This window comes from Candidatus Benthicola sp., from assembly GCF_058719085.1.
This window is the reverse complement of the sequence record NZ_JBZQEK010000171.1, coordinates 1-22,902: the sequence shown is the minus strand read 5'-3', so window position 1 is coordinate 22,902 and position 22,902 is coordinate 1. Positions and strand designations below refer to the sequence as shown.

At 66.8% G+C, this 22,902-nt stretch carries 18 protein-coding genes and 1 pseudogene; 17 read left to right on the top strand and 2 right to left on the bottom strand.

Annotated elements, in window-relative coordinates; all coding sequences use genetic code 11:
- The 3 genes from AC36XV_RS12485 to AC36XV_RS12475 form a co-directional block, all read left to right on the top strand.
- A partial coding sequence (locus AC36XV_RS12485; RefSeq protein WP_492204013.1) for a mechanosensitive ion channel family protein occupies positions 1-414 on the top strand: 414 nt, incomplete at its 5' end.
- A gap of 267 nt (positions 415-681) precedes the next feature.
- Complete coding sequence (locus AC36XV_RS12480; RefSeq protein WP_492204012.1) at positions 682-1,161, top strand: hypothetical protein; 480 nt, start codon at positions 682-684, stop codon at positions 1,159-1,161.
- A 51-nt stretch (positions 1,162-1,212) separates the two neighbouring features.
- Positions 1,213-2,583: a pilus assembly protein TadG-related protein gene (locus AC36XV_RS12475; protein WP_492204011.1), complete on the top strand. Its 1,371-nt coding sequence runs from the start codon at positions 1,213-1,215 to the stop codon at positions 2,581-2,583.
- 158 nt (positions 2,584-2,741) lie between these two features.
- Here AC36XV_RS12475 and AC36XV_RS12470 read toward each other — a convergent pair whose 3' ends face one another.
- Positions 2,742-3,515: a LuxR C-terminal-related transcriptional regulator gene (locus AC36XV_RS12470; RefSeq protein ID WP_492204010.1), complete on the bottom strand. Its 774-nt coding sequence runs from the start codon at positions 3,513-3,515 to the stop codon at positions 2,742-2,744.
- A gap of 655 nt (positions 3,516-4,170) precedes the next feature.
- Here AC36XV_RS12470 and AC36XV_RS12465 point away from each other — a divergent pair.
- The 4 genes and pseudogenes from AC36XV_RS12465 to AC36XV_RS12450 all read left to right on the top strand — a co-directional run bounded on the left by AC36XV_RS12465 (position 4,171) and on the right by AC36XV_RS12450 (position 8,016).
- Positions 4,171-5,148: an NAD-dependent epimerase/dehydratase family protein gene (locus AC36XV_RS12465; RefSeq protein ID WP_492204009.1), complete on the top strand. Its 978-nt coding sequence runs from the start codon at positions 4,171-4,173 to the stop codon at positions 5,146-5,148.
- A gap of 10 nt (positions 5,149-5,158) precedes the next feature.
- Positions 5,159-6,457, top strand: a pseudogene (locus AC36XV_RS12460) (acetyl-CoA hydrolase/transferase family protein); the annotation flags it as partial.
- Positions 6,458-6,518: 61 nt separating this feature from the next.
- Positions 6,519-7,007, top strand: a complete 489-nt coding sequence (locus tag AC36XV_RS12455; RefSeq protein ID WP_492204008.1) for a hypothetical protein — start codon at positions 6,519-6,521, stop codon at positions 7,005-7,007.
- Between the two features lie 238 nt (positions 7,008-7,245).
- Positions 7,246-8,016 (top strand): energy transducer TonB family protein, encoded by a 771-nt coding sequence (locus tag AC36XV_RS12450; protein WP_492204007.1) that lies wholly within the window; start codon positions 7,246-7,248, stop codon positions 8,014-8,016.
- 15 nt (positions 8,017-8,031) lie between these two features.
- Here AC36XV_RS12450 and AC36XV_RS12445 read toward each other — a convergent pair whose 3' ends face one another.
- Positions 8,032-8,373, bottom strand: coding sequence for a DUF4342 domain-containing protein (locus tag AC36XV_RS12445; protein ID WP_492204006.1), 342 nt, complete (start codon positions 8,371-8,373; stop codon positions 8,032-8,034).
- 321 nt (positions 8,374-8,694) lie between these two features.
- On the opposite strand from AC36XV_RS12445, the gene AC36XV_RS12440 reads away from it, so the two are divergent.
- The 10 genes from AC36XV_RS12440 to AC36XV_RS12395 form a co-directional block, all read left to right on the top strand.
- The gene (locus AC36XV_RS12440; RefSeq protein WP_492204005.1) at positions 8,695-9,282 is read left to right on the top strand and encodes a TFIIB-type zinc ribbon-containing protein; all 588 of its coding nucleotides are present in this window, start codon (positions 8,695-8,697) and stop codon (positions 9,280-9,282) included.
- 180 nt (positions 9,283-9,462) lie between these two features.
- A complete protein-coding gene (gene gdhA / locus AC36XV_RS12435) occupies positions 9,463-10,827 on the top strand; it encodes an NADP-specific glutamate dehydrogenase (RefSeq protein WP_492204004.1) in 1,365 nt (454 codons plus the stop codon).
- A 177-nt stretch (positions 10,828-11,004) separates the two neighbouring features.
- Entirely contained in the window at positions 11,005-13,899 is a 2,895-nt protein-coding gene (locus AC36XV_RS12430) for a M16 family metallopeptidase (protein WP_492204014.1), read from the top strand.
- A gap of 66 nt (positions 13,900-13,965) precedes the next feature.
- On the top strand, positions 13,966-14,931 hold the full coding sequence (locus tag AC36XV_RS12425) for an aldo/keto reductase (protein WP_492204003.1): 966 nt from the start codon (positions 13,966-13,968) through the stop codon (positions 14,929-14,931).
- Positions 14,928-16,268, top strand: coding sequence for an MFS transporter (locus tag AC36XV_RS12420; protein WP_492204002.1), 1,341 nt, complete (start codon positions 14,928-14,930; stop codon positions 16,266-16,268). Before AC36XV_RS12425 ends, AC36XV_RS12420 begins: the two co-directional genes overlap by 4 nt.
- A 64-nt stretch (positions 16,269-16,332) precedes the next feature.
- Complete coding sequence (locus tag AC36XV_RS12415) at positions 16,333-16,848, top strand: YIP1 family protein (RefSeq protein WP_492204001.1); 516 nt, start codon at positions 16,333-16,335, stop codon at positions 16,846-16,848.
- A 135-nt stretch (positions 16,849-16,983) separates the two neighbouring features.
- A complete protein-coding gene (locus AC36XV_RS12410; RefSeq protein ID WP_492204000.1) occupies positions 16,984-18,612 on the top strand; it encodes a M14 family metallopeptidase in 1,629 nt (542 codons plus the stop codon).
- Entirely contained in the window at positions 18,585-21,518 is a 2,934-nt protein-coding gene (locus tag AC36XV_RS12405; protein ID WP_492203999.1) for a TonB-dependent receptor, read from the top strand. The genes AC36XV_RS12410 and AC36XV_RS12405 overlap by 28 nt, the downstream gene beginning before the upstream one ends.
- On the top strand, positions 21,515-22,684 hold the full coding sequence (locus AC36XV_RS12400) for a hypothetical protein (RefSeq protein ID WP_492203998.1): 1,170 nt from the start codon (positions 21,515-21,517) through the stop codon (positions 22,682-22,684). Before AC36XV_RS12405 ends, AC36XV_RS12400 begins: the two co-directional genes overlap by 4 nt.
- A partial coding sequence (locus AC36XV_RS12395; RefSeq protein ID WP_492203997.1) for a hypothetical protein occupies positions 22,663-22,902 on the top strand: 240 nt, incomplete at its 3' end. The genes AC36XV_RS12400 and AC36XV_RS12395, both read left to right, overlap by 22 nt.

Sequence of the window (22,902 nt, the reverse complement as noted above, 5' to 3'; positions counted from 1 at the left end):
GTGGAGGTCGGCGTTGCCTACGGCACGGATCCGCACCGCGTGCTCGAGGTGCTCAAGAAGGTCGCGGATGACCACCGCGAAGTTCTCCGGTACCCGGAACCCAACGTCCTCTTCACGGGGTTCGGCGACAGCTCGCTCAACTTCCGCCTCCAGTTCTGGACGGCCAACTTCGACGACTTCTTCCGGATCCAGAGTGAGATTGCCGTATCCGTGCACGACGCGCTCAAGGAAGCGGGCATCACGATTCCGTTCCCGCAGCGGGACCTTCACGTGAAAAGCATGCCCGCACCGGCTGCTTCGAGAGGCGACGGCGTGCCCGGTCTCGACCCGGGAAGCCCGCGGCGGGCCCCGGACGACGATTTGCCGGGCGACCGTGGCGCCGATTCAGGGCAGGAACCGGCGCCCGCCGACTGATCCATCTCCCCCCACTTGACGGCGCTCGTAGGTTGAGACGCGTCCTCCTTCATCGCCCACGGCGACTGTGGAGTCGACGCAACAGCCAGTAGTGCGGACGCAACGTGCAGTGACCCTCCTCCCTTCTGCTGGACGATGTATTTAAGTTGTATGATTGCAGTCAGTTACTCTTCTCAGAGGCCTGCTGACGGTGGCCGGCACGAGTCTCGCGGTGACGGTGCGTCGAGGATTCGCCCGGAGGCCCCCTAACCCGAAGGGACACGTCAAATGAAGACTCCGGTCAGTCTGGAGTACGTGATCGTCGTCACGCTGCTTGCGGCCGCATCCGCGGTTCTCACGTATACGTCGCCGAGCCCGGCGCTGAATCTCGCGACACTGCTGCTCGGCATCTACGCGCTTCATCTCGTGAGCCTGCGGATCGTGGTGCGCGAATTCGCGGGAACGGCCACCGGCCGATCTCGGCGGCATCGGGGCGAGGTACCGGAGCCCGAAGAGCTCCGACGGATGCGCGAGGAGCTCGAGCAGGAACGGGCCGAGCTGGCCAACCGGAGGACCGAGCTCCAGGAGAGGATCGTCGCGGCCGAACAGCAGTGGGAGCTGCTCAGGCAGATGATTCGGGAAAAGGTCGGGCCCGGGGGGGCGCTTCCTGATTCGGTCGTGACGGCTTCCGGTTCCGGGAGTACGAATCCGGGCTCGGGTCGCTCGAACGGGTCGGATCAGCCGCCCCGTGTGCACGGTCGCTGGTAGACGGACGAGACCACCGGGATGGAAACGAAGCTCACGAAGGAGAGACGGTTGATGAAGAAGACTCGCCCTGCCGGGATGATCCGTCGGACGCTGGCCAATCAGGCGGGGATGGCCTTCGTGCTGATGGCGATCAGCATGGTCGCCGTGGTGTCGGCGGCGGCCCTGGCGATCGACATGGGGCTGTTGCTCACGGCGCGGACGGAGTCTCAACGCGCGGCGGAATCGGCGGCTCTGGCCGGCGCGGGCTGGCTTCTGCACAATCCGCTGGATTCCGCGGGGGCCGTTGCCATGGCCAAGGAATTCGGGGGCAAGAACACGGTTCGCGGTGACAGCGTGATCGTGCGAGATGAGGACGTCGACGTGATCATGGATTCGTCGAAGGTCCGGGTGCGCGTGAACAACGTGACGAGCCGCAACAACGCCATGCCTACGTTCTTCGCCCGCGTTTTCGGCGTCACTCGTGTGAACATCCGCACGAAAGCAGCGGCCTGGGCGGCACCGGTGACGGGGATCGATGAAGGAGTGGGTGACGCGAAGTGTCTCCTCCCGATCGCGCTGCCTGACCGGTGGACCGATTTCGATGGCGACGGAGTGTTCGATCCCGGCGAGCAGTACAGCACGGACGGAACCGGCGTTGGCCCGTACGCCGTCGGCGACCTCATCTCGGTCAAGGTTTCCGGGTCCCAGAACATCGGGGGTCCTCAGGCATGCAGGACCGAGAGCGCCGAGGTGAACCTCAAGGATCTCTGCCGGGAGCTGCCGGACAGCGACAACTGGCGCTGCTGGTGGAAGGAGGACCTGGGATCGGGTGGCGGCGCCGACCTCCTCGGGTCTCGCATTTACCCGGGGGACTCCTGTGATCTCGAACTGGGCCTGAACAGCACCATCTATACGTCCGATGCCGGAGGCGGAAAGCAGAGCCTGGTGGACACGGTGCACGAGGACTTCGGCGGCACCTGTACGACCGTCTGGTACGATCCGGATGGCGTGCCGGACAACGGGGACGAGTACTCGGAGGAACACTGTCCGAATGGTTCCTTCGGCGTCCTGATCCGGGCCGATGCGGCAAACGGGATCAACCTGACCTGGAACAATACGCTCAAGTGTCCGGTGAACAACGGAGCATCGGAATGCTACACGGGCTCGAGCTACAGAATACGGGAGGTGCCGCTCGTGGCGCCGGACCAGGTGAACGGAACCGGTGGAAACATCAACACGAACATCACTGACTTCACCGGCGTCTTCATCGACAAGGTGGCCTGCAGCTATACGCAGCCGATGTTCGAGAAGTCGGGCGGGAACCTCAACGTGTACATTCGGATCATGAACGTGAACGCACCGAGTGGATCTACCGGTGGGTCGACGGACCCAGGTCCGGGTCCGGGCGGTACGACCGTAAAGAAGTTGCAGCTGATCGAGTAGACCGCCTCCCGTGAGAAGCGGCCCAGCGCAAGTGAACGGACAGCGCCCCGGCTATCGTCGGGGCGCTTTTCCGTGTGGGCCGAGCCCACCCACGCGGCAGGATGGAGATTGCCGGGAGGCGGCGGCGTTCGGCGCTGGTCGCAGCCGATCAACCCGGCTCAGGCGATCCCCGTCGAGCTTGGCACCAGGTGCTGCCGGACCGCCAGCAGGGCCAGCTCCTGGCGGTTCCTCACCCCGACCTTCCGCATGACGCGACCCAGGTGGTTCTTGACGGTCTGCTCTCGGATGCCGAGTTGCTGCGCGATCTCCTTGTTCTCGAGCCCTCGCGCCACCAGCGTGATGATCTCCAGCTCACGGGCTGAGATCCGGTTGGGGCCGTCCTGGCTGAACGAGGGGGCCTCGCTCGTCCGCGACTTCATGATCGCGTCGAGCCACGGTCCGGCCGCGATATCGCCTGCGGCGACCGTCCGGATCGCATTCAGCAGGCGATCCTCCCCGGACGTCTTCGGAACGCACCCCCGCGCAGACGAGCGGAGGGCGAGCAGGCAGCATTCGTTGAGTTGATCGAGGGCGGCGTCCGACAGCTTCACCGCATCCGGCCGCGAGAGCATCGAGCGGATCACGCACTCCTCGTCGGAGTGGTTCACCAGCACGAGGACGGCCGCCTTCGGGTTCTCGGCGTGGATCTCATCGATCAGGGTCAGCTTCCGGCGGTGGAAGTTCGTGTCGAGGATGACGAGATCGGGTTTCTCCCGCCGACAGCCGGGCAGGACTTCATCCAGCTCCTCCACGGAGGCCACGACGCTGAGGTCCTCCTCCGCGTCCACCAGGGCCTGCACGCCCGCCCGCAGCAGGGGCAGCTCGACGGCCACCAGTATGCGCATCGCGCCCCGACGCTCGGGTTTCGGAGTCGACACCTCGCCCTTCCTCATGATTCCGTTCCTGTCTGGCGATTCCTGGCTGACGCGGCCTCGGTCTCCGCCAGCCCCGACCATAATATGACATCCGCGAGCGGTGAGCGGGAGTACTAAAGTACCATCGGTATGGGTACTATCGAGCCGTTGTTCGGCGAGCCATGGAATGCAGTTTGAACGGTGACCGGCCACAAACTCCCGCGAGGGGCGGCCGGCGCGCGGATCTACCCATTGATCCGCAATCCCGCAACCTGGAGCCAATGATCGGGAACGCAACCCCTCGCCGTTAGACCTGCCTCCCGGCTCGGCAATGTGCCGGGAAACCATCCTACCGCAGCCTCGGAGGAGGGCCCGTTTCGGCGGGCCCTCCGTGTTTCGGGAACCCGCCGGAGAGCTCGAACGGCCTTTCATGCACGGGTTGGGTCAGGTTGTCCCCGCCGGTCCGAGGTCGTCCTCGACCGCCCGGCGGCTCGCTTGTACGCGCGCCTGCCAGGGCTCACATTCATGTGCTTGAAGTCGCCATGAACGGACCATTCCAGGGATCGCGCGCCGGTCCTGCATGAGCTTCGACAGATGGCGGCAATGGCCGGGAAATTGCCGGGTCGAAGTTCGGGTGAGCACCGGTCGAAGGTCTCGATTTCGGCGTGCTCCATGAAACGGGAAGGATGGCCACATGAAGCGGATCGTTGTCACCGGAGCCCTCGGCCAGGTCGGGAGCGAGATGGTCTCGGCGCTGCGGGAGCGCTACGGTGAGGAGGCGGTCCTCGCGACGGACATCCGGGAGCCGACCACGGACACCCTGGCCGGCCCGTTCCGGAAGCTGGACGTGACGAACCCCCATGCCGTGGCCGAGGTGGTGCGAAGCCACGGCGCCGACTGTGTGTATCACCTCGCGGCGATCCTCTCGGCCCGCGGAGAAGCCGATCCGCAGCAGGCGTGGGCGGTGAACATGGGTGGTCTCTACAACGTCCTCGAAGTGGCACGGCGCGACGGCTGCGCGGTCTTCACACCGAGTTCCATCGCCGCCTTCGGGCCCTCCACTCCGCCCGACCCGACGCCCCAGGACACGATTCAGCGGCCCAACACCGTATACGGGGTGACGAAGGTCGCCGGAGAGCTCCTGAGCGACTACTACTACGAGCGCTTCGGCGTGGACGCCCGAGGCATCCGCTACCCGGGCCTGATCTCGTACGTGGCCCTTCCTGGTGGAGGCACCACCGACTTCGCGGTCGAGGTCTTCTACGAAGCCGTGGAACATGGACGGTACACCTGCTTCCTCGGGCCCGAGACCCAGCTCGACATGATGTACATGCCGGACGCGATCCGGGGCTCGATCGAGCTCATGGAAGTCGATGGCGCCCACCTCGTGCACCGGAATGCATTCAACATGACGGCCATGCAGGTCACGCCCGAGTCCCTCGCCGCGGCGATCCGGGAGCACATTCCGGAGTTCACGATCGCGTACGAAGTCGATCCGGTCCGGCAGTCCATCGCCGACTCGTGGCCCCGGCGGATCGACGACCGGGCCGCGCGTGAGGAGTGGGGATGGAAGCCGGAATACGACCTTGCCGCGATGACGTCCGACATGATCACCCACCTGAGGGCGCGGCTGGAGACGAGCGGGAGCGAACTGCCTCCCGCCAGAACATAGAAGAGAAGAGAGATCGGCCATGAAACGCACGACAGCCGAGGCCGCGGTTTCCATCATCGAATCGGGGAATCGCGTATTCATACAGAGCGTGGCGGCCGCACCGGGTCGTCTGATCGAGGCCATGACGGCCCGCGCCCCCGACCTGCGGGACGTGGAGATCGTCCACATGCACACCGAAGGCCCGGCACCCTACGCCGCACCCGAGATGATCGGGAGCTTCCGGGTGAACGCTCTCTTCGTGGGCGCCAACGTCCGCGAGGCGATCAACAAGGGGGATGCGAGCTACGTACCCGTATTCCTGAGCGAGACTCCCGCGCTCTTCCGAAGGGGGATCCTGCCGCTGGACGTGGCCCTCATCCAGACCTCGATGCCGGACGTGCACGGGTTCTGCTCGCTCGGAGTCTCGGTCGATTGCACGCGAGCCGCCGTCCAGACGGCCCGGCGCGTGATCGCCCAGGTGAATCCGAACATGCCGCGGACGCACGGCGACAGCATGATCCACGTGAACGAGATCGACGACTTCATCGAGGTCGACGACCCGCTCCCCGAGGTCCCGCCCCCCGTGCTCGGCGAGGTGGAGAGAGCCATCGGGCGCTACTGCGCGGAGCTGATCGAAGACGGAGCGACGCTTCAGATGGGGATCGGCGCCATTCCCGACGCGGTCCTCGCGTCGCTCGGCAACCACAGGGATCTCGGGATCCACACCGAGATGTTCTCCGACGGCGCGATCGACCTGATCGAAGCCGGAGTGATCAACGGCCGCCGCAAACGTACGCATCCGGGGAAGGTGGTTGCCACCTTCGTCATGGGGACCCGCCGCGTGTACGATTTCATCGACGACAATCCACAGGTCGCCATGCTGGACGTGGCCTACACGAACGACACGGCGGTCATCCGGCGAAATCCCCGCGTGACGGCCCTCAACAGCGCGATCGAGGTCGATCTGACGGGCCAGGTCTGCGCCGATTCCATCGGCCCGCGGCAGTACTCCGGCGTTGGCGGACAGATGGACTTCATCCGCGGCGCCGCCCTGTCGGATCGAGGCAAACCGATCATCGCCCTGCCGTCCGCCACGCGTCGCGGCGAGCCGAGGATCGTGCCGTACCTGAAGGAGGGGGCGGGGGTGGTGAGCACCCGCGCGCACGTGCACTACGTGGTCACGGAGTATGGCGTGGCGAACCTGTACGGGAAGAACCTGCGTCAGCGGGCGAGGGCTCTGATCGATATCGCGCATCCGGACCATCGTGATGCCCTGGAAGAGAGGGCCCGGGAGCGGTTCCGTAAGTTCGGGGAGACCGTGGCCGCGTGAGCCGGACGGTCGGACACGCGGGATGCCCCGCAACGGGGCTCGACAGAGGAAGGAGTCGGCCATGAGGTCGTCCATCGTCGCCGTGCTGGTGCTGACGTCCGCCCTGTGCGTTGCACGGCCTGCCGCGGCCCAGCAGGCCATCGGAGACTTCTATCTGTTCGAGCGGGTCGATCCTGCCTCCGGAGAGGACCGGAACTCGATCACCACTCTGGCCGACGAGAGCTGGGTCACCGGAACCGGCGGCCTCACTTTCCAGTGCTCCGAGAACGGACTGGAGATGGTGGTCACGGCCACCTACCTGGGAAGGAAGATGAGCACGCCCGTCGGGTACGCCTTCAGCGACCAGGACCCCCGCACGGCGACCTGGCGACTCCGGTCCACGGGAATGGCGGCAATCGCGCCCGAGGACATCCGTGACGACTTCATCCGCCGTGCGACCGGCGAGACCTCCGTGGTCTTCCGTCTGACCGACTTTCAGATGCGCGCCCACACCTACACGTTCCATCTCGGAGGCCTGGAGCAGGCGCTCGCCCGGCTTTCCTGCCACTAGTCTGGCCAGGCCTCGTCCTGCACGAACTCGGTCCGTTGATCCTTTTTGCATGATCGCTCGACGAGATCATGCGCAGCCCGGCGTGTGGAAAAAACACCTAACAAATTTCCCTATAATGCTTTAGCGGTACGCCTGTCCGGTCGGTACGGCCGTTGCGCACCTCGAGGTCCAAGACGGCGACGACGGGTCTGCCTCATCGGAGGGGCCGGTCCCGCGTCGCACCCAGGAGGTGTTTCCGATGATCGGGACCGTGCGCGGCGGCCGGATGGGAATCGCGGTCGTTCTGTCGACGTTGGCGCTGTCGGGTTCGGCCATGCTGGCGGCAGGCCAGGAGAGCGAAGGCCACTCGGGTCCTCTGCTCAAGGCGGATCTCGTCCGCATGATGGCCATGGCCGAGTATACGGCCGACGAGCTCGCCTACATCGTGCGAATGAACTGCGTGAGCTTCCGCCCCACGGAACGGGACCGAAAGGATCTGCTCGCGCTCAACGGTGGAGACCGCGTGCTCCGCGAGATCGCCCGCTGCCGGGACAACGGACAGGCAGCCGGCTTCTCGGACGGGATACCGCGTGCCCATCCGATACAATCCACGAACCGGGAACCGGCCCCCGATGGCGACGTACTCCGTGTCGCCACGCTCAACGCCGACCCGCTCCAGCGTCCGGCTCCCTCCGCTCCTCGCTTCACCATGGTGCTGGTGGAAAAGGACCGCGATGCCCTCACGGTGACCGAGGTGCCTCCCCGCCTGGAGAACTGGGACGAGGTCTCACAGCACCTGCTGCGCGAGTACCGTCCCACCGAGCGTCACTCGGGGACCGTGGTCGTCCGCGTTCGCGTGGATGAGTCGGGACGGGCGGCCGATTCGCTCCTGGCCCGGTCCAGCGGAGACCCCTTCCTCGACGCGGCCGTGCTGGCCACCGTCCCGGTCATGCGTTTCAAGCCCGCGATGAGCCGGGATCGCCGTGTCGCGGCATGGACCGAGCTGCCGATCGCCTTCGAGACCCCCTAGAATAGCGGGCGGAGGTCAGTCTTCCCGGCGCTCCACCGCGATCGTACAGTTCGTCACCAGCGCGGCGATCGCTCCCACGGCTGCCCATACCGGCAACAGCATTGCTCCGACCACGCCGATCGCCAGCGGGATCTCGATCAGAGTGTTGCCTTCCTCCGACCGGATCGTGATACGCCGAACGTTCCCCTCGCGGACCAGTTCCTTCACCCGGCTGAGGAGATCTTCACCGCAGACGTCGTACTCTTCCTTCGATTCCTGCTCGTCTCCCGCTGCGGAGTCTTCGACCTCGACCTCCACCTCGACGCCATCGACCTCGGCCTCGGCGTGCTCGTGGCTTCCTTCCTTCTCTTCGGACACGGCTGCCTCCTTCACTCATGTTCATCCGGATCGGGTACGGCGCTCCGGCCGTCGCTCGACACTCTACGAGACCAGGGCGCCTGAGGTTTTGGAGGCCCGTCCCCGGCTTCCCCAACAGCCCCCCGACTCTGGCAGGCCGGCATGGGGAGTGCGACGGGACAGGAAGTCCCGAACCGCGTCCCTCGGACCCATCCGGCGCCACCCGAAGGGCCCTGCGCCGATCGTGACAAGCCGGCGGGTCCGCGTTAGGATCACACGACTTCTGCGTACGGTTGGGATCGGGTCGGGAACGGAAGGGCTCTAGAGACCCCGGAGGAGACCGTGGAGTGGCGAATCTACAGTCGGACGGGCCGCGTCTACGGAGCGGAGCTCAAGGAGCCTTCCGTCGTCCGGACCATTCACGGGACGGTCGGCGCCGAGGCGGGCGACTACCTGGTCGTCGACCTGGACTGTGAGCGGGTCCGGTACTATCCGGCGCGGTATTTCCACCGGGCCTACGAAGTCGTGGAACGATCGGTACCGCTCAAGGCGCTGGCCGACCTCTCGGCCCTGGTGATCAAGCACGTGATCGAGAGTGGCGAGGGGTCCATCGGCGAAACGTGCGTCCGTTGTGGTAAACAACGCACGCGCACGGAGTTCGAAGGTGTGCCGACCTGTATGGAGTGTGAGCTCAAGGTGAAGGCGGAGCGAGAGGACACCCTCCTCTGTCAGCACGACGGGGCCCCGATGCGGAAGGAAGTCGTCCAGAACGTGATCCTGGACCGGTGCCCGACGTGTGGCGGCGTCTGGTTCGATGGAGGCGAGCTGGAGGTCCTCGGCGCGGCCTACCGCCGTGCGACCGACTTCGGAATGCCCGCCGAACTGGCCTCCCGGATGATCCACGGACTGGTCGAGCGCGACCTCGACTGAGATGCGTGCATGAAGCGAACGGACTCCTGCCGCACCCCTGTTGCGAACCGGTCTCGTGAGGGTCGCTGGAGCCCCCCTTCCAACCCCTCCCGGTAGCATGATTCTTGATACAGATCATGGCCATTTCGGGAGAACCAACAGGCTGATCCATCGTCGGTTACCGAGAAAGGAACACGGAGCATGAGCAGCCCCGCGAACAATGAGATCCGGCAGGAAATCGAGAGGTTCATGGCCCGGGTCATCAAGCGCAATCCCGGCGAGTCCGAATTCCACCAGGCCGTGCGCGAGGTCGCGCACAGCGTGATCCCGTTCACGTTCGAGCACCCCGAATATCGCAAGCAGAAGATTCTCGAGCGGATGACCGAGCCGGACCGCATCATCATCTTCCGCGTGTCGTGGGAAGACGATGAGGGCAACGTGCGTGCGGACAGGGCCTGGCGCGTCCAGTTCAACAACTCGATCGGGCCCTACAAGGGCGGTCTGCGCTTCCACCCGACCGTGAACCAGAGCATCCTGAAGTTCCTCGGTTTCGAGCAGGTCTTCAAGAACAGCCTCACCACGCTGCCCATGGGAGGCGGTAAGGGCGGGGCCAACTTCGATCCCAAGGGCAAGAGCGACCGCGAGGTGATGCGCTTCTGTCAGTCGATGATGACCGAGCTGTATCGGCACATCGGCGCCCGCGTCGACGTGCCCGCAGGCGACATCGGTGTCGGCTCCCGCGAGATCGGATACCTGTTCGGGCAGTACAAGCGACTCCGCAACGAGTTCGACGGGATTCTCACCGGAAAGGGACTGGCGTTCGGCGGCAGCCTCATCCGAACGGAGGCCACCGGGTACGGAACCGTCTACTTCATGGAGGACATGCTCAACCACCGCGACGACGGGGTGCGAGGGAAGACCTGCGCGGTTTCGGGCTCTGGAAACGTGGCCATCTACACGATCGAGAAGCTGCTCGATCTGGGAGCGAAGCCCGTGACGGCTTCGGATTCGGGCGGATCGATCTACGACCCCGACGGGATCGACCGGGAGAAGCTCGAGTGGATCAAGGAGCTGAAGGAAGTACGTCGCGGACGCATCAGCGAGTACGCCGAACACTTCGGGTGCGAGTACATGCCGGGCAAGCGACCGTGGTCCGTACCGTGCGACCTCGCCTTTCCGAGTGCTACGCAGAACGAGCTGGACGGCGATGACGCTCGCACTCTCGTCGACAACGGGTGTATCGGAGTCGCCGAGGGCGCCAACATGCCGAGCGATGCCGAGGCGATCGCGGTGTTCCAGGAGGCCCGCATCATGTACGGACCCGGCAAGGCAGCCAACGCCGGCGGCGTGGCCGTTTCGGGTCTGGAACAGAGCCAGAACTCTTCCCGCATCGCGTGGACGAGGGACGAGGTGGATTCCAAGCTCAACAAGATCATGGCGGACATCCACGAACAGTGTGTGATCTACGGTGGCAGCGACGACGGGTATGTGGATTACGTCAGGGGCGCGAACGTCGGCGGATTCGTGAAGGTCGCGAACGCCATGCTCGGGTACGGCGTCGTCTGAAGCCGTTTCTCTCTGAATTCATCCCGCCGCCGGTGGCCTGTTCGGCTGCCGGCGGCGCTCCTCATCTCCGGGAACGCAGGCGCCCGTAACCGGTATTTCCGTTGCACCCGGGGTTGTCGCGGCCGCGACCGAATCGGTCTCCGGTGCCCGATCCACGATCCAAGAGGACGACACGTGATGCATGTATTCGGAAGGACACACGGCGCCGTGGCTCCGGTATGGGCGGCCGCCGCCGTCTGCGCCATGCTGGCCGGGCCGAAGGCCGCGGGGGCACAGACGGCCGACACCTCCCGGGCCTTCACGGCCGATTTGTCGGAGGCGCTTCCCATCGACCCGGCGGTCACGGTCGGTCAGCTCGACAACGGCCTGCGCTATTACATCCGCCACAACGGGAAACCGGCCAAGCGCGCCGAGCTCCGGCTCGTCGTGAACGCGGGCTCCGTTCTCGAGGACGAGGACCAGCTCGGACTGGCGCACTTCCTCGAGCACATGGCGTTCAACGGTACGGAGAACTTCGAAAAGCAGGAGCTCGTCGACTACCTGCAGTTCGTAGGCATGCGGTTCGGGGCCGACGTGAACGCGTACACGGGGTTCGACGAGACCGTTTACATGCTGACCATACCCACGGACAGCACGGAGATCGTCGAGACCGCGTTCCAGATTCTGGAGGATTGGGCCCACGGCATCGCGTTCGATTCGGTCGAGGTGGAGAAGGAGCGCGGCGTGGTGCTCGAGGAGTGGAGACTCGGGCAGGGCGCCGGGGCGCGCATCCGTGATCAGCAGTTTCCCGTGCTCTTCCAGGGGTCCCGGTATGCCGAGAGACTGCCGATCGGGGACCCGGAGGTGCTCAGGACCTTCGACCATGCCACGCTGAAGCGCTTCTACGCCGACTGGTATCGACCGGACCTGATGGCCGTTGTGGCCGTCGGGGACTTCGACTCCGCATGGATCGAGCGCCTGATCCGGGAGCATTTCGAAGATCTGAGCGGACCGACCGTGGAGCGTCCCCGTCCCATCGTGCCCGTGCCGGGCCACCGGGAGACCCTGTTCGCCATCGCCACGGATCCCGAGCTGACGCTGTCGAACGTGAGCGTGACCTGGAAGCTGCCGCGAGCGGAGCAGGCGACCCACGACGACTACCGTCGGGCGTTCGTCGAGCAGGCGTACAACTCGATGTTCAATTTCCGGATGTTCGAGATCACGCAGGAGAGCGAGGACCCGCCCTTCCTGGGCGCCGGTTCGGGCAAGGGCCGGTTCGTCGGACACTCCGACGTGTATCAGCTCGGCGCCACGGTGAAGGATGGGGAGATCGAACGCGGTCTCGAGCAGGTGCTGATCGAGGCGGAGCGCGTGGAGCGGTACGGCTTCACCGAGTCCGAGCTCGAGCGCCAGAAGGCGGATGTGCTCCGTGCCTACGAAAGGTCTTTCACGGAGCGGGACAACCGGGAGTCGTCACGCCTGGCGGCGGAGTACATTCGGGCGTTCCTCGATGACGAACCGATTCCCGGGATCGCGTACGAGTACGCCCTGGCGAGGCGGTTCCTGCCCGGGATCCAGCTCGAAGAGGTCAACGCCGTCGCCCGACAGTGGATGGGCGACGAGAACCGGGTGATCCTCGCGGCCTCGCCCGAGAGGCCGGACATCGAGGCGCCGACCGAGACGGAGCTGGTTGCCGCCTTCGAGGCCGCCCAGGCCGTGCCGATCGAGCCCTGGGCCGACGCGGCGTCAGACCGCCCCCTCCTCGCCGAGCTACCGCCTTCCGGCTCGATCGTGGAGCGCGAGCGGATTCCCGAGATCGGAGTGCGGATCTGGAAGCTGAGCAACGGAGCCCGGCTGATCCTGAAGCCCACGGACTTCAAGAAGGACGAGGTCCTGTTCAACGGCCGGAGCCCCGGCGGGACGTCGCTGGCTTCCGACGACGCCTACGAGTCGGCTTCGTGGGCGGCCACGCTGGTCAGCGTCGGGGGGGTCGGCGACTTCAGCGCGGTCGAGCTTCAGAAGAAGCTGGCCGGAAAGGCCGTCAACCTGGGTCCGTCGATCTCCGAGCTGAGCGAAGGGGTCTCCGGAAGTGCCTCGCCCAGGGATCTCGAGACGCTCTTTCAGCTCACGTACCTCTACTTCACGCAGCCGCGGCGGGACGAGACGGCCGTGGCGGCGTTCAAGTCCCGCATGCGGACGGTGCTCGAGAACCGGGGCAGCAACCCCGAGGCCGTGTACGGAGACACGGTGGGCGCGGTCCTGGCGCAGTATCATCCGCGCTACCTTCCCCCGACTCCGGAGATGCTGGATTCCATCGATCTCGACCAGGCGCTGGCGTTCTACCGCGAGCGATTCGCCGACGCCGGCGACTTCACCTTCACCCTGGTCGGAGCGTTCGATCCCGACTCGATCGCCCCGCTCGTGGAGCGCTATCTCGCCTCGCTGCCCACCACCGGTCGAGAAGAGACATGGCGGGACGTGGGCATGCGACCACCGACCGGTGTCGTTCGGCGCACCGTGGAGAAGGGAATGGAGCCAAAGGGACGGCAGACGCTCATCTTCACGGGCGATTTCGATTTCAACCGCCTCAACCGGTACACGCTGCAGTCCATGACCGAGGTCCTGAGCAACATGCTGCGCGAGACCCTGCGAGAGGACCTGGGGGGCACCTACGGCGTGGGCGCGTTCGGGTCCGGGCGGCGTGATCCGGTCCAGCGGTACAGCGTCCGCATTACCTTCGGGGCGGATCCGGAGCGGATCGGGGAGCTGACGGACGCCACCTTCGCGGCGATCGACAGCCTTGCCGCATACGGCGCCTCGGCCGACAACCTGGCCAAGGTGAAGGAAACGCAGCGGCGCCAGAGGGAGACCGATCTGGAGGAGAACGGGTTCTGGATCTCCGTGCTCAACGTGTACGATCAGTACGACGAGGACCTGAGGCTGATCATGGAGTACGACCAGCTGGTCGACGGCCTGACCTCGGAATCGATCGGGGAAGCGGCGGCCCGCTACTTCGACTTCGAGAACTACATCGAGGTGCAGCTCGTGCCACGGCCCGAGCCGGGCCCGGAGGCCGTGTCGCACCTTCCCTGACCGGCGCCGCTTGCACGGTCGAGCGGCGGGGCGGTTAGATTGCGCTCCTCCCCGAGAGGAGCGCACATGAACCGACGAACCTTCGCTCGCCGTGTGGCCACCGCCCTGGCCGGCCTCGGCATCGCGCGGCGCTCCGGCGCTCGCGCCCGACCCGGCTCTTCGGTCCTTCCCCCTTCCTCCCTTCCGGTCCGCCGCCTCGGGCGCACGGACCTGGAGGTCCCCATCCTCGGTCTCGGTGGGCACCACCTGGGACTGGCCGGATCCGAGCGCGAGGCCCGGGCGCTGGTCGATGCGGCCCTCGAAGAGGGGATCCGGTTCTTCGACAACGCGGAGAGCTATCAGGGCGGTCGGTCCGAGCGCTGGCTCGGTGCGGCGCTGCGCGGTGTGCGCGAAGACGTTCTCGTCATGACCAAGACGCACTCGCCCCGGGATCGCAGCGCCGAAAGCGCCCGACGCCACCTGGAGGGAAGCCTGGAACGTCTCGGGACGGACTACCTCGACCTGTGGCAGCTCCACAGCATCAAGAGCGTCGAGGATGTGGAGCGGGCCTTCCGGCCGGGCGGGGCCATGGAGTACATCATGCGCGCCCGCGACGAAGGCCTCGTCCGCTTCGTGGGGGTGACAGGTCACGTGACGCCCGAGGCGCATCGTCGGGCCATCGAGTTCTGGGACGCAGGGTGGCGTTTCGACACCTTCCAGTTTCCGATCAATCCGATCGACTACCACCAGCAGAGCTTCCAGCGGGAGCTCATCGAAGATATCGTGGAGAGAGACATCGGAGTGATCGCCATGAAGACCTCGGCGGACGGACGGCTGCTCCGCGAGGGGATCTGCACGATCGAGGAGGCGCTGCGGTATGTCTGGTCGCTGCCCGTGAGCATCGCCGTGGTCGGAATGGAGAGATCGGAGATCGTGCGTGAGAACGCACGACTCGCCCGCGAATTCCGGCCGATGAGTCCCGGGGAGCTCGCTGCGCTGCGGGGGAGGATCGAGCCCCGGGCCGACCTCTCCCTCGAATGGTACAAGGCGTGACCGAGCTCGGGGGGCGCGCTTCTCCCGAGGTGGGCCGCGGGCCTGCAAACCGGCGCGCGGTCCGGGCGTGGATCGCCTACGACTGGGCGATCTCCGCCTTCAACACCCTCGTCGGCACGTTCATCTACAATACCTATTTCGTACGGGCGTTCGCTCCGAACGAAGACGTCGGCGGGGCCCTGTGGTCCCGAGGCGTGGTGGTCAGCGCCCTGCTGATCGCCGTGCTGTCTCCCATCGTCGGGGCGGTCGCCGATCGGAGTGGCCGTCGGCGTCGGTACCTCATCCTCATGACGATCGTATGCGCGGCCGCTACGGCGCTGCTGACGTTCGTGGCGCCCGGCGACAGCCACGCGGTGCTGAAGGCGTTGACGATCTACGTGATCGCGAACGTGGCGTTCGAGATGGCCACCGTGCTCTACAACGCCTTTCTGCCGGAGCTGGTGAGCGACGACCGGATCGGGCGGATATCGGGATACGGCTGGGGCGTCGGGTACATCGGCGGCATCGTGGTGATGGCCGTCGCGCTCTTCCTGTTCATCCGCGAGCCGACGCGACTTCCGTTCCTCCCCACGGCGGATGGCTTCAATCTGCGCGCCACGAACCTGCTGGTCGCGGTCTGGGTCCTGGCGTTCAGCATCCCGACGTTCCTGTTCGTCAGGGAGAAGCAGGAGAGGACGGCCAGCGTCGACATCGCGGGGGCGTTCCGGGAGCTGGGCCGAACGTTCCGGGAAGTGAGGCGCTACCGGGAGATCGTGAAGTTTCTGACCGCGAGGCTCGTGTACAACGACGCCCTTGTGGCGGTGTTCGTGTTCGGGGCCATCTACGCGACGAGCACGTTCGGAATGGGTGACGAGGAGCGGATGGTGTGGGCGATCGTTCTGAACGTGGTGGCCGGTGTCAGTGCCCTCGTGTTCGGGCAGATCGACGACCGCCTCGGGGGGAAGAAGACGCTCCTCATCACGCTCGCGGGGCTGAGTCTCGCCACGGCCGTCGCCGTGGCCGCCCCGGACAAGACCTGGCTGTGGGTGGCCGGGATCCTGATCGGCCTCTTCGTGGGGCCGAATCAGGCGACAAGCCGGTCGCTCATGGGACGATTCGTGCCGGAGAAGCACAAGGGCGAGTTCTTCGGCTTCTTCGCGTTCTCCGGGAAGGTCACCTCGTTCATGGGACCGATGCTCATCGGCGCGCTGATGGTCCCGTTCGGACAGCGGGTCGCCGTCTCCAGCCTGCTGGTGTTCTTCATCGTGGGCGCGCTGATCCTCACGACGGTGAACGAGGAGGCAGGGATCGCGGCCGCGCGGGCTGCCAACGCGGAGAGCCGGGGAGCGGACAGGTAGTTCAAGGTCGGTGAGGGGCGCCACTCCGGGCCGCCCGGACCCGATCCATGACAGGGAGCATGACATGGCGGAACGGAGCATCTGGGATCGCATGAAGGGCGCCGCGATGCTGAACATCGCGACCTACGAGGAAGTGGAGCACGACGAGAGCCTGACGGCGCAGGCCGGCATGGTCGTGATCATGGCAGCCGTGGCGCGTGGGATCGGTGGCTTCAACCAGGGCGACAACGGGATCATCCTCGGCGCGTTCGCGGCCCTGTTCAGCTGGCTCGTGTGGGCGGGAATCACCTACCTGATTGGCGACAAGTTGCTCAAGGGCACGGCCACGTGGGGAGAGCTGCTGAGGACCCTGGGTTATGCGCAGGCCCCGGCCCTGCTCTTCGTTCTCGGTTTCGTGCCATTCCTCGGTCCCCTCGTCGGAGTCGTGGTCAGCATCTGGCTCCTCGTCACGGGCATCGTGGCGATCCGCCAGGCGCTGGACTTCGACACGGGGAAGGCGATCCTCACGGCCTTCCTGGGGTGGCTGGTCGCCGTAGCCATCCCGGCGCTGCTCATCGGGGCGGCACTGATCGAGTGGTAATCCCGTTGCCGTAAGCGCGCGTTCACGGGCTTTCGTGTTTGGCGGGTCGCTGCGGCGTGCCTAGATTGCCGGCTTCTGCCTGCGCCGGCCGGCGCGGGCCGCAGCGGAGGCGGTGGGGAGGAGGCTGATGGTCCATTGAGATCGTTGTCCGGCCGTCGGGCCGTGCTGCCGGCCGTGGTTCTCGCCGCGGTCCTCGGATCCGGCTGCTCCGAAGATGAGGGGTGGCCGCTCACGCGCGCCGAGCGCTCCGAATACCGGGAGACATCCCGGTACGAGGATGTGCTCGAGTTTCTGGAGGCGCTCGAGGGCCATCACCCCGACCTGCGCTTCACGACGTTCGGCTACTCGGAAGAGGGCCGGGCCCTGCCGCTCGCCGTGTTTGGAACGGTGGCCGATTCCACTCCGGCCGCCGTGCGAGGCTCGGGGTACACCCGTGTGCTCGTGTTCGCGAACATCCACGCCGGCGAGGTGGCGGGAAAAGAGGCCGCCCAGGTTCTGCTCCGTGAAATGGCACGAGGGGAGCGTGACCGATGGGCGGACTCCCTGGTCGTGCTGGTGGCCCCGATCTACAACGCGGACGGCAACGAACGGATCGGGCTGCGGAATCGGCCCCGTCAGCATGGACCGGTCGCCGGCATGGGACAGCGGCCGAACGCGCGCGGCCTGGACCTGAACCGGGACAACACGAAGCTGGAGTCGGCCGAGGCGCGCGCCCTGTCCCGGCTCGTTCAGGACTACGACCCGCACGTCGCCATCGACCTGCACACCACGAACGGCACCTTCCACGCGTACTACCTGACCTACGCGCCGCCTCTTCACCCCTCCACCGATGTGGCGATCACCGCCCTGCTCCGGGAAGAATGGCTGCCGGAGGTGACGAAGACCGTCCGGGGCCGATACGGATGGGACGTCTTCTACTACGGGAACATCCCGCGCACGTGGGGCATGCAGCGTGAGCAGGGGTGGTACACGTTCGACCACCGCCCTCGATTCACGACGAACTACCTCGGCCTCCGCAACCGGTTCGGCATCCTCAGCGAGGCCTACAGCTACGCGACGTTCGAGGACAGGATCCTGGCGCACGAGCGCTTCGTGGAGGCGGTGATCGATTTCGCCTTCGCAAACGCGAGCCGGATCCGCGACGCCGTGGCGGCGGCGGACGCAGCCCCGGGGCCCGGGATCGAGGTGGCCCTTCGCGCGGACTTCCTTCGGGGCGACTCGGTCGAAGTCCTGCTCGGCGCCGTGGACACGGTACGGAATCCGTACACCGGGGACGTCATGTATCTGCGCCGCGACGAGAGCACCGGCGAACGGATGCCGGATTACGGGGCCTTTCGGGCCACGGAGACCACGATGGCTCCCGCCGCCTTCCTCCTTCCTCCACAGATGGGGCGAGTCGTCGAGCGTCTCGCGGCGCACGGCGTCCGGACCGCCAGCCTGGCATCGGAGATGGAGCTCGAGGCGGCAGCCTTCGAGATCGACTCGACGGTCGTCGCTGCACGCGAGTTCCAGGGTCATCGTGAGCGCCGGGTGTGGGGGCGCTGGGTTTCGGGCCGGCGCGTCTTTCCCGCCGGTTCGGTGGTGGTGCCCGTGAATCAGGCGCTCGGAAGGCTGGTGGTGATTCTGCTCGACCCCCGTTCCGACGACGGCTTCGTGGCCTGGAACCTGCTCGACGGGGCGCTGGAGGAGACGGGAGCGATTCCGATCTATCAGCTTCCTGCGATTCCGGAGAGCGGGTGCGACGGCTGCGAGCGCTACCGTTGAGCCGGGCTCGCCTGCCGCGGAGGAGGCGGCTGACGATCCTGGCGGGCGTCGCCGTGTGCCTCACCGTCCCGACGTCTCTCGGTGCCCAGACGACGGGTCGCATCCAGGGGAGCGTGATCGACGAGTCCACCCGGCAGCCGCTGGCGGGCGTGTCGATCCGCATCGCCTCTCTCGACCGATCGACCCTGTCTTCCGGGACTGGGCGCTTCGTTCTGGCCGGATTGCCGGCCGGCCGGCACGACGTGACCGTCGAGCTCGTCGGGTACAAGGCGCTGGAGCTGGAAGCAGTCGTGGTGCGAATCTCACGGCCGTCGGAGCTCGCGATCGAGCTGGAGCCGACCGCCGTGGAGGTCGCCCCGATTCGGGTCGAGGCCGAGCGCGTGCCCCTGATCGAGCCCGAGGTGAGCGAAACCCGGCAGATCGTACCGGGACCGGCCCTCCGCGAGCTGCCGGTCACGACCGTCGAGGAGGCCGTCGAGCTGACCACCGGCGTGGCGGATGGCCACTTCCGTGGTGGTCGCGTCGGGCAGGAGTCCTACCTGGTCGATGGAATGACCATCAAGGATCAGGTGGGTGCGGCCACCGAGGGCCAGGGCATCCAGTTCTCGCCCACCGCCCTGTCGGAGATCGAGGTCATCACCGGGGGCTTCGGGGCGGAATACGGCTCGGCCCTGTCGGGGGTCGTGTCGTACACGACCCGGAGAGGGGACACCGATCGGTGGAGCGGACGGGCCCAGTTCCTCACCGACCGACTCTCACCCGAGGATGCGTCGGTGGGCCAGAGCACCCTCAACCTGACGGCGGGCGGCCCGCTCCCGTTTCTCGGTGAGGGCGCGACCCTGTTCGCCGACCTGCAGCTCCAGGGCCGGCAGGATGCGGACCCGCGCGCGCGTGGTCTCACGTGCATCGCCCCGGGAGATGCGGATCCGGCGGTGTCGGCCGCGATCGCCGGTTATCTGTCGAGCTCCGTGACCGCCCCGCTGTACTGCCCCTACCAGCAGGACGGGTTGCCCTATCAGCAGGGCGACGATCTGATCGGATTCCTTCGTTTCGACAAGCGGTTCTCGGGCCGCGTGAACCTGGCCGCCTCGCTCCTCCGGAACCGCTTCCAGCGAGAGCTCTACACGCCGGAGCTCAAGTACAACCCCGAGAGCCAGCTGGCCCGGAGCACCGAGGCATGGCTCGGCATGCTCATCCTCGACTACGTGACCCAGGGGGACGGACGGGCCTTCAAGCTGACGGGCCGCCTGTCGCTGCAGCGACTGGACCGGTACCTGGGCGCGGTGGACCCCTCGGCGGTCGCCGGCCGGTCGACGGTGCTGGGCTTCGGACTGTCGGACTTCGAGTTCGCGGGGGAGAGCTTCGTGCGGCTCCCGATCGACGCCCAGCTCGATTCGGTGGTCGCCGTGCCCGGCTACCGGACGCCGGGCAGCATCGGCGGGTCTCCTTTCGGCTCCGCGTCCGAGGGGATCTTCACCACGACCGGCACCTCCGGGCTGGCCGCCTACTCGCAGTCCGACTTCCTGGGCACCGACCTGACCGGTGAGCTGATCACCGCGGATGGGAACTCCTACCGGGCCGGCTTCCAGGGGAAGTTCTACGAGGTCGAGACGTACGAGCGAACCCGCGCCTACCTGGCGGGCTCCTCGCCGAACTACGCCCGGTTCTATCCGACGACTCTCGCCGGCTGGGTGGATGCCAGCATCCGGCCCGATCCGCTGTTCACCATCACGGCGGGGGCGAGAGTGGAGGGGTTTCAGTCGGGGCTGGATTTCAGCGTGGACCGATCGGACTTCCTCGCCCCGGTCGCCTCGGCCGACTGGAAGGTCAACGTGACCCCCCGGCTCGGGGTGGCCGGCGCCTTCAAGAACTCGGCCGGTCGAAGCGCCTTCCGCGTCAACTACGCGAGGGTCGCGCAGCCACCGGACTTCCAGTTCTTCATCGACAACACGATCGGCGATTCGCTGCGCACGGACATCCGCCGGCAGGGCAACCCGAACCTCGCGTTCGAGCAGGGCAACGCCTTCGAGGCGGGCTTCAGCCAGCTGTTCGGCCAGGTGATCGGTCTCGACATCACGGCGTATCTGAAGCAGCTGGACAACCTGGTTACGGGAAACATCGGATTCGGGGGATCGAGCGAGGGGACGTTCAGCACGGGCGACAAGGGCACGGTGAAGGGACTCGAGTTCAATCTCCGGGGGCGGTGGCCGGGCTTCGCCCTGAGCGCCGGCTATGCCCTGGCCGAGGCGACGGGGATCACCTCCGGGGCGTTCGACGATTCCGATCAGATTCCCCCCGGCACCACGGCCGAGTATCCCCTCGGCTTCGACCGCCGCCACACGTTCGATGCGGCCCTGTTCCTCGGACGGGCAGCTTCGTCCACCGGCCTAACCCCGGCGGCCAGCGGGGGGTTGGCCGGGCTTCCGGTCGGCTTCGTGTTCACCGCCCGAGTGCGAAGCGGTTACCCGCTGTATCCGGGACCGCCGGATGAGGACCTCCCGGTGGACCAGAGCGCTCGATTGCCGTGGACCTCGATGTTCGACGCACGCTTCACCTGGGAGGTGGCGCGCCTTCCCGGTTGCGTCGACTGCGGCCTGCGTCTCGTGCTGGATGGGAAGAACCTGTTCGGCCAGGACAACGTGATCGCGCTGCGGCGGGACAGCGGCTACCTCGCCCCCTCCATCGGCACCCTGACCGGTCTGGTCGGTACCCCGGTCACCTCCACCTTTCCGATTCCGCGCGAATCCGAACGATACGCGCCGCTGGCCGACCTGAACGGAGACGGCCGGATCACCGCCACGGAATTCGACACGGCCCGGTTCGCGGCCGCGCTGGACGCCGGTGATCCCTCGCTCCTGTTCGGCGAGCCGAGGCAGGTGCGGCTCGGGTTGGAGGTGTCGTTTTGAGGCGCGGCCGGTTCGCGGTGCTCGGGCTCCTCTTCGTGGCGGGCGCCTGGGCGTGTCACGACGCTCCGGGGCCGTGGGAACCGGAGAAGGAGGCCGCGCAGGACGGACCCCGCCAGCTCACCTTCAGCCCCGGGGATGACCGCTCGCCGGCGTGGTCCCTCGGCGGGGACTCGATTCTCTTCGTGGCCGAAGGATACGGCGACCTGGCTCGTTCCGATGGCGTCCTGGTGGCGATTCATCGCGATGGCGGCACCGTCACCCCGGCGCTGCCGTTGCTTCAGCCGCCGCGCGCCACGGCGCCGGCGGTGCTCTCGCCGGCCGTGGAGCCCGGAACCGGGCGAATCGCGTACGCTCAGACGTTTCTGACCCAGGCTCTGTGCGTGGCCGACGTCGTCATCTGCGACGTCCTCGATCCGCTCCCGCCTCCGCCCAGTCTTCAGACCGGCCGGATTCGCGTTCGAACGCCCGGAGCGACCGCGCCGGAGGCCGATCCCCAGCTGTCCATCGCCTTCGATGGGGTGGAGTTCGACACCTCGGACCCGCCGGATGGGGTCACGGGCGTCTGGTTGACGCGCCTGCACCCGTTCCAGCGGAGGTACAACGAGATCGACCGGCTTCCGGTGCACCCGTCCTGGGACCCGGGAGGCGGACGACTCGTCTGGTCCGACGGCCTGCAGCTGTGGCTCTGGACGCCCGGTGAGAGCGAGGCAGCGCCCATACCGGGAACGGCGGACGGGATTTCGCCCGCGTGGAGCCCAGACGGAACGACGATCGCGTTCGCCCGGCTGGAAAGGGGTGCAGAGGCGTCCGGCACATGCGAGCACTTCAGACTGGGAAGGACCGGCGAGCTCATCCTGGCCTGCATCGAAGCCAGGACGCAGTGGCCGATCGACCGAACCCTGGTGTCGGTGATTCCGGTCACCGGTGGGGAGCCGGTGGACCTGATCGAGGGAACGGACCCGGCCTGGTCACCGGACGGCCAGTGGATCTACCTGGCGCGCGCCGACCGGATCTGGAAGATCACGGTCACGGGCGACGTGTGGGTGCCGATCGACGGCACCGATGGGGGCAGCGAACCGGCGGTGTCACCGGACGGCACGATGCTCGCGTTCACGAAAGTGAACGAGCAGGGAAGGGGGGACATATGGGTCGTCCCGCTTCCCTGACCCAAGCCGTGGCCCTCGGCCTCGGCGTGCTCACCGCGATCGCCGCGTCCGCCTGTGGGGAGCCGGTGAGCGTGCTCGGAGACACTCCGGGCCTGATGCGGATCGTGGTCGGACTCCCGGACGAGGCGGGGCGGGCCATCGGTCCCTCGGCGACGCGGTCGCAGATCCGGTCTCCCGCCGGGGTGGTCATGGACGCCGACGGCGTGCTGTACGTCGTC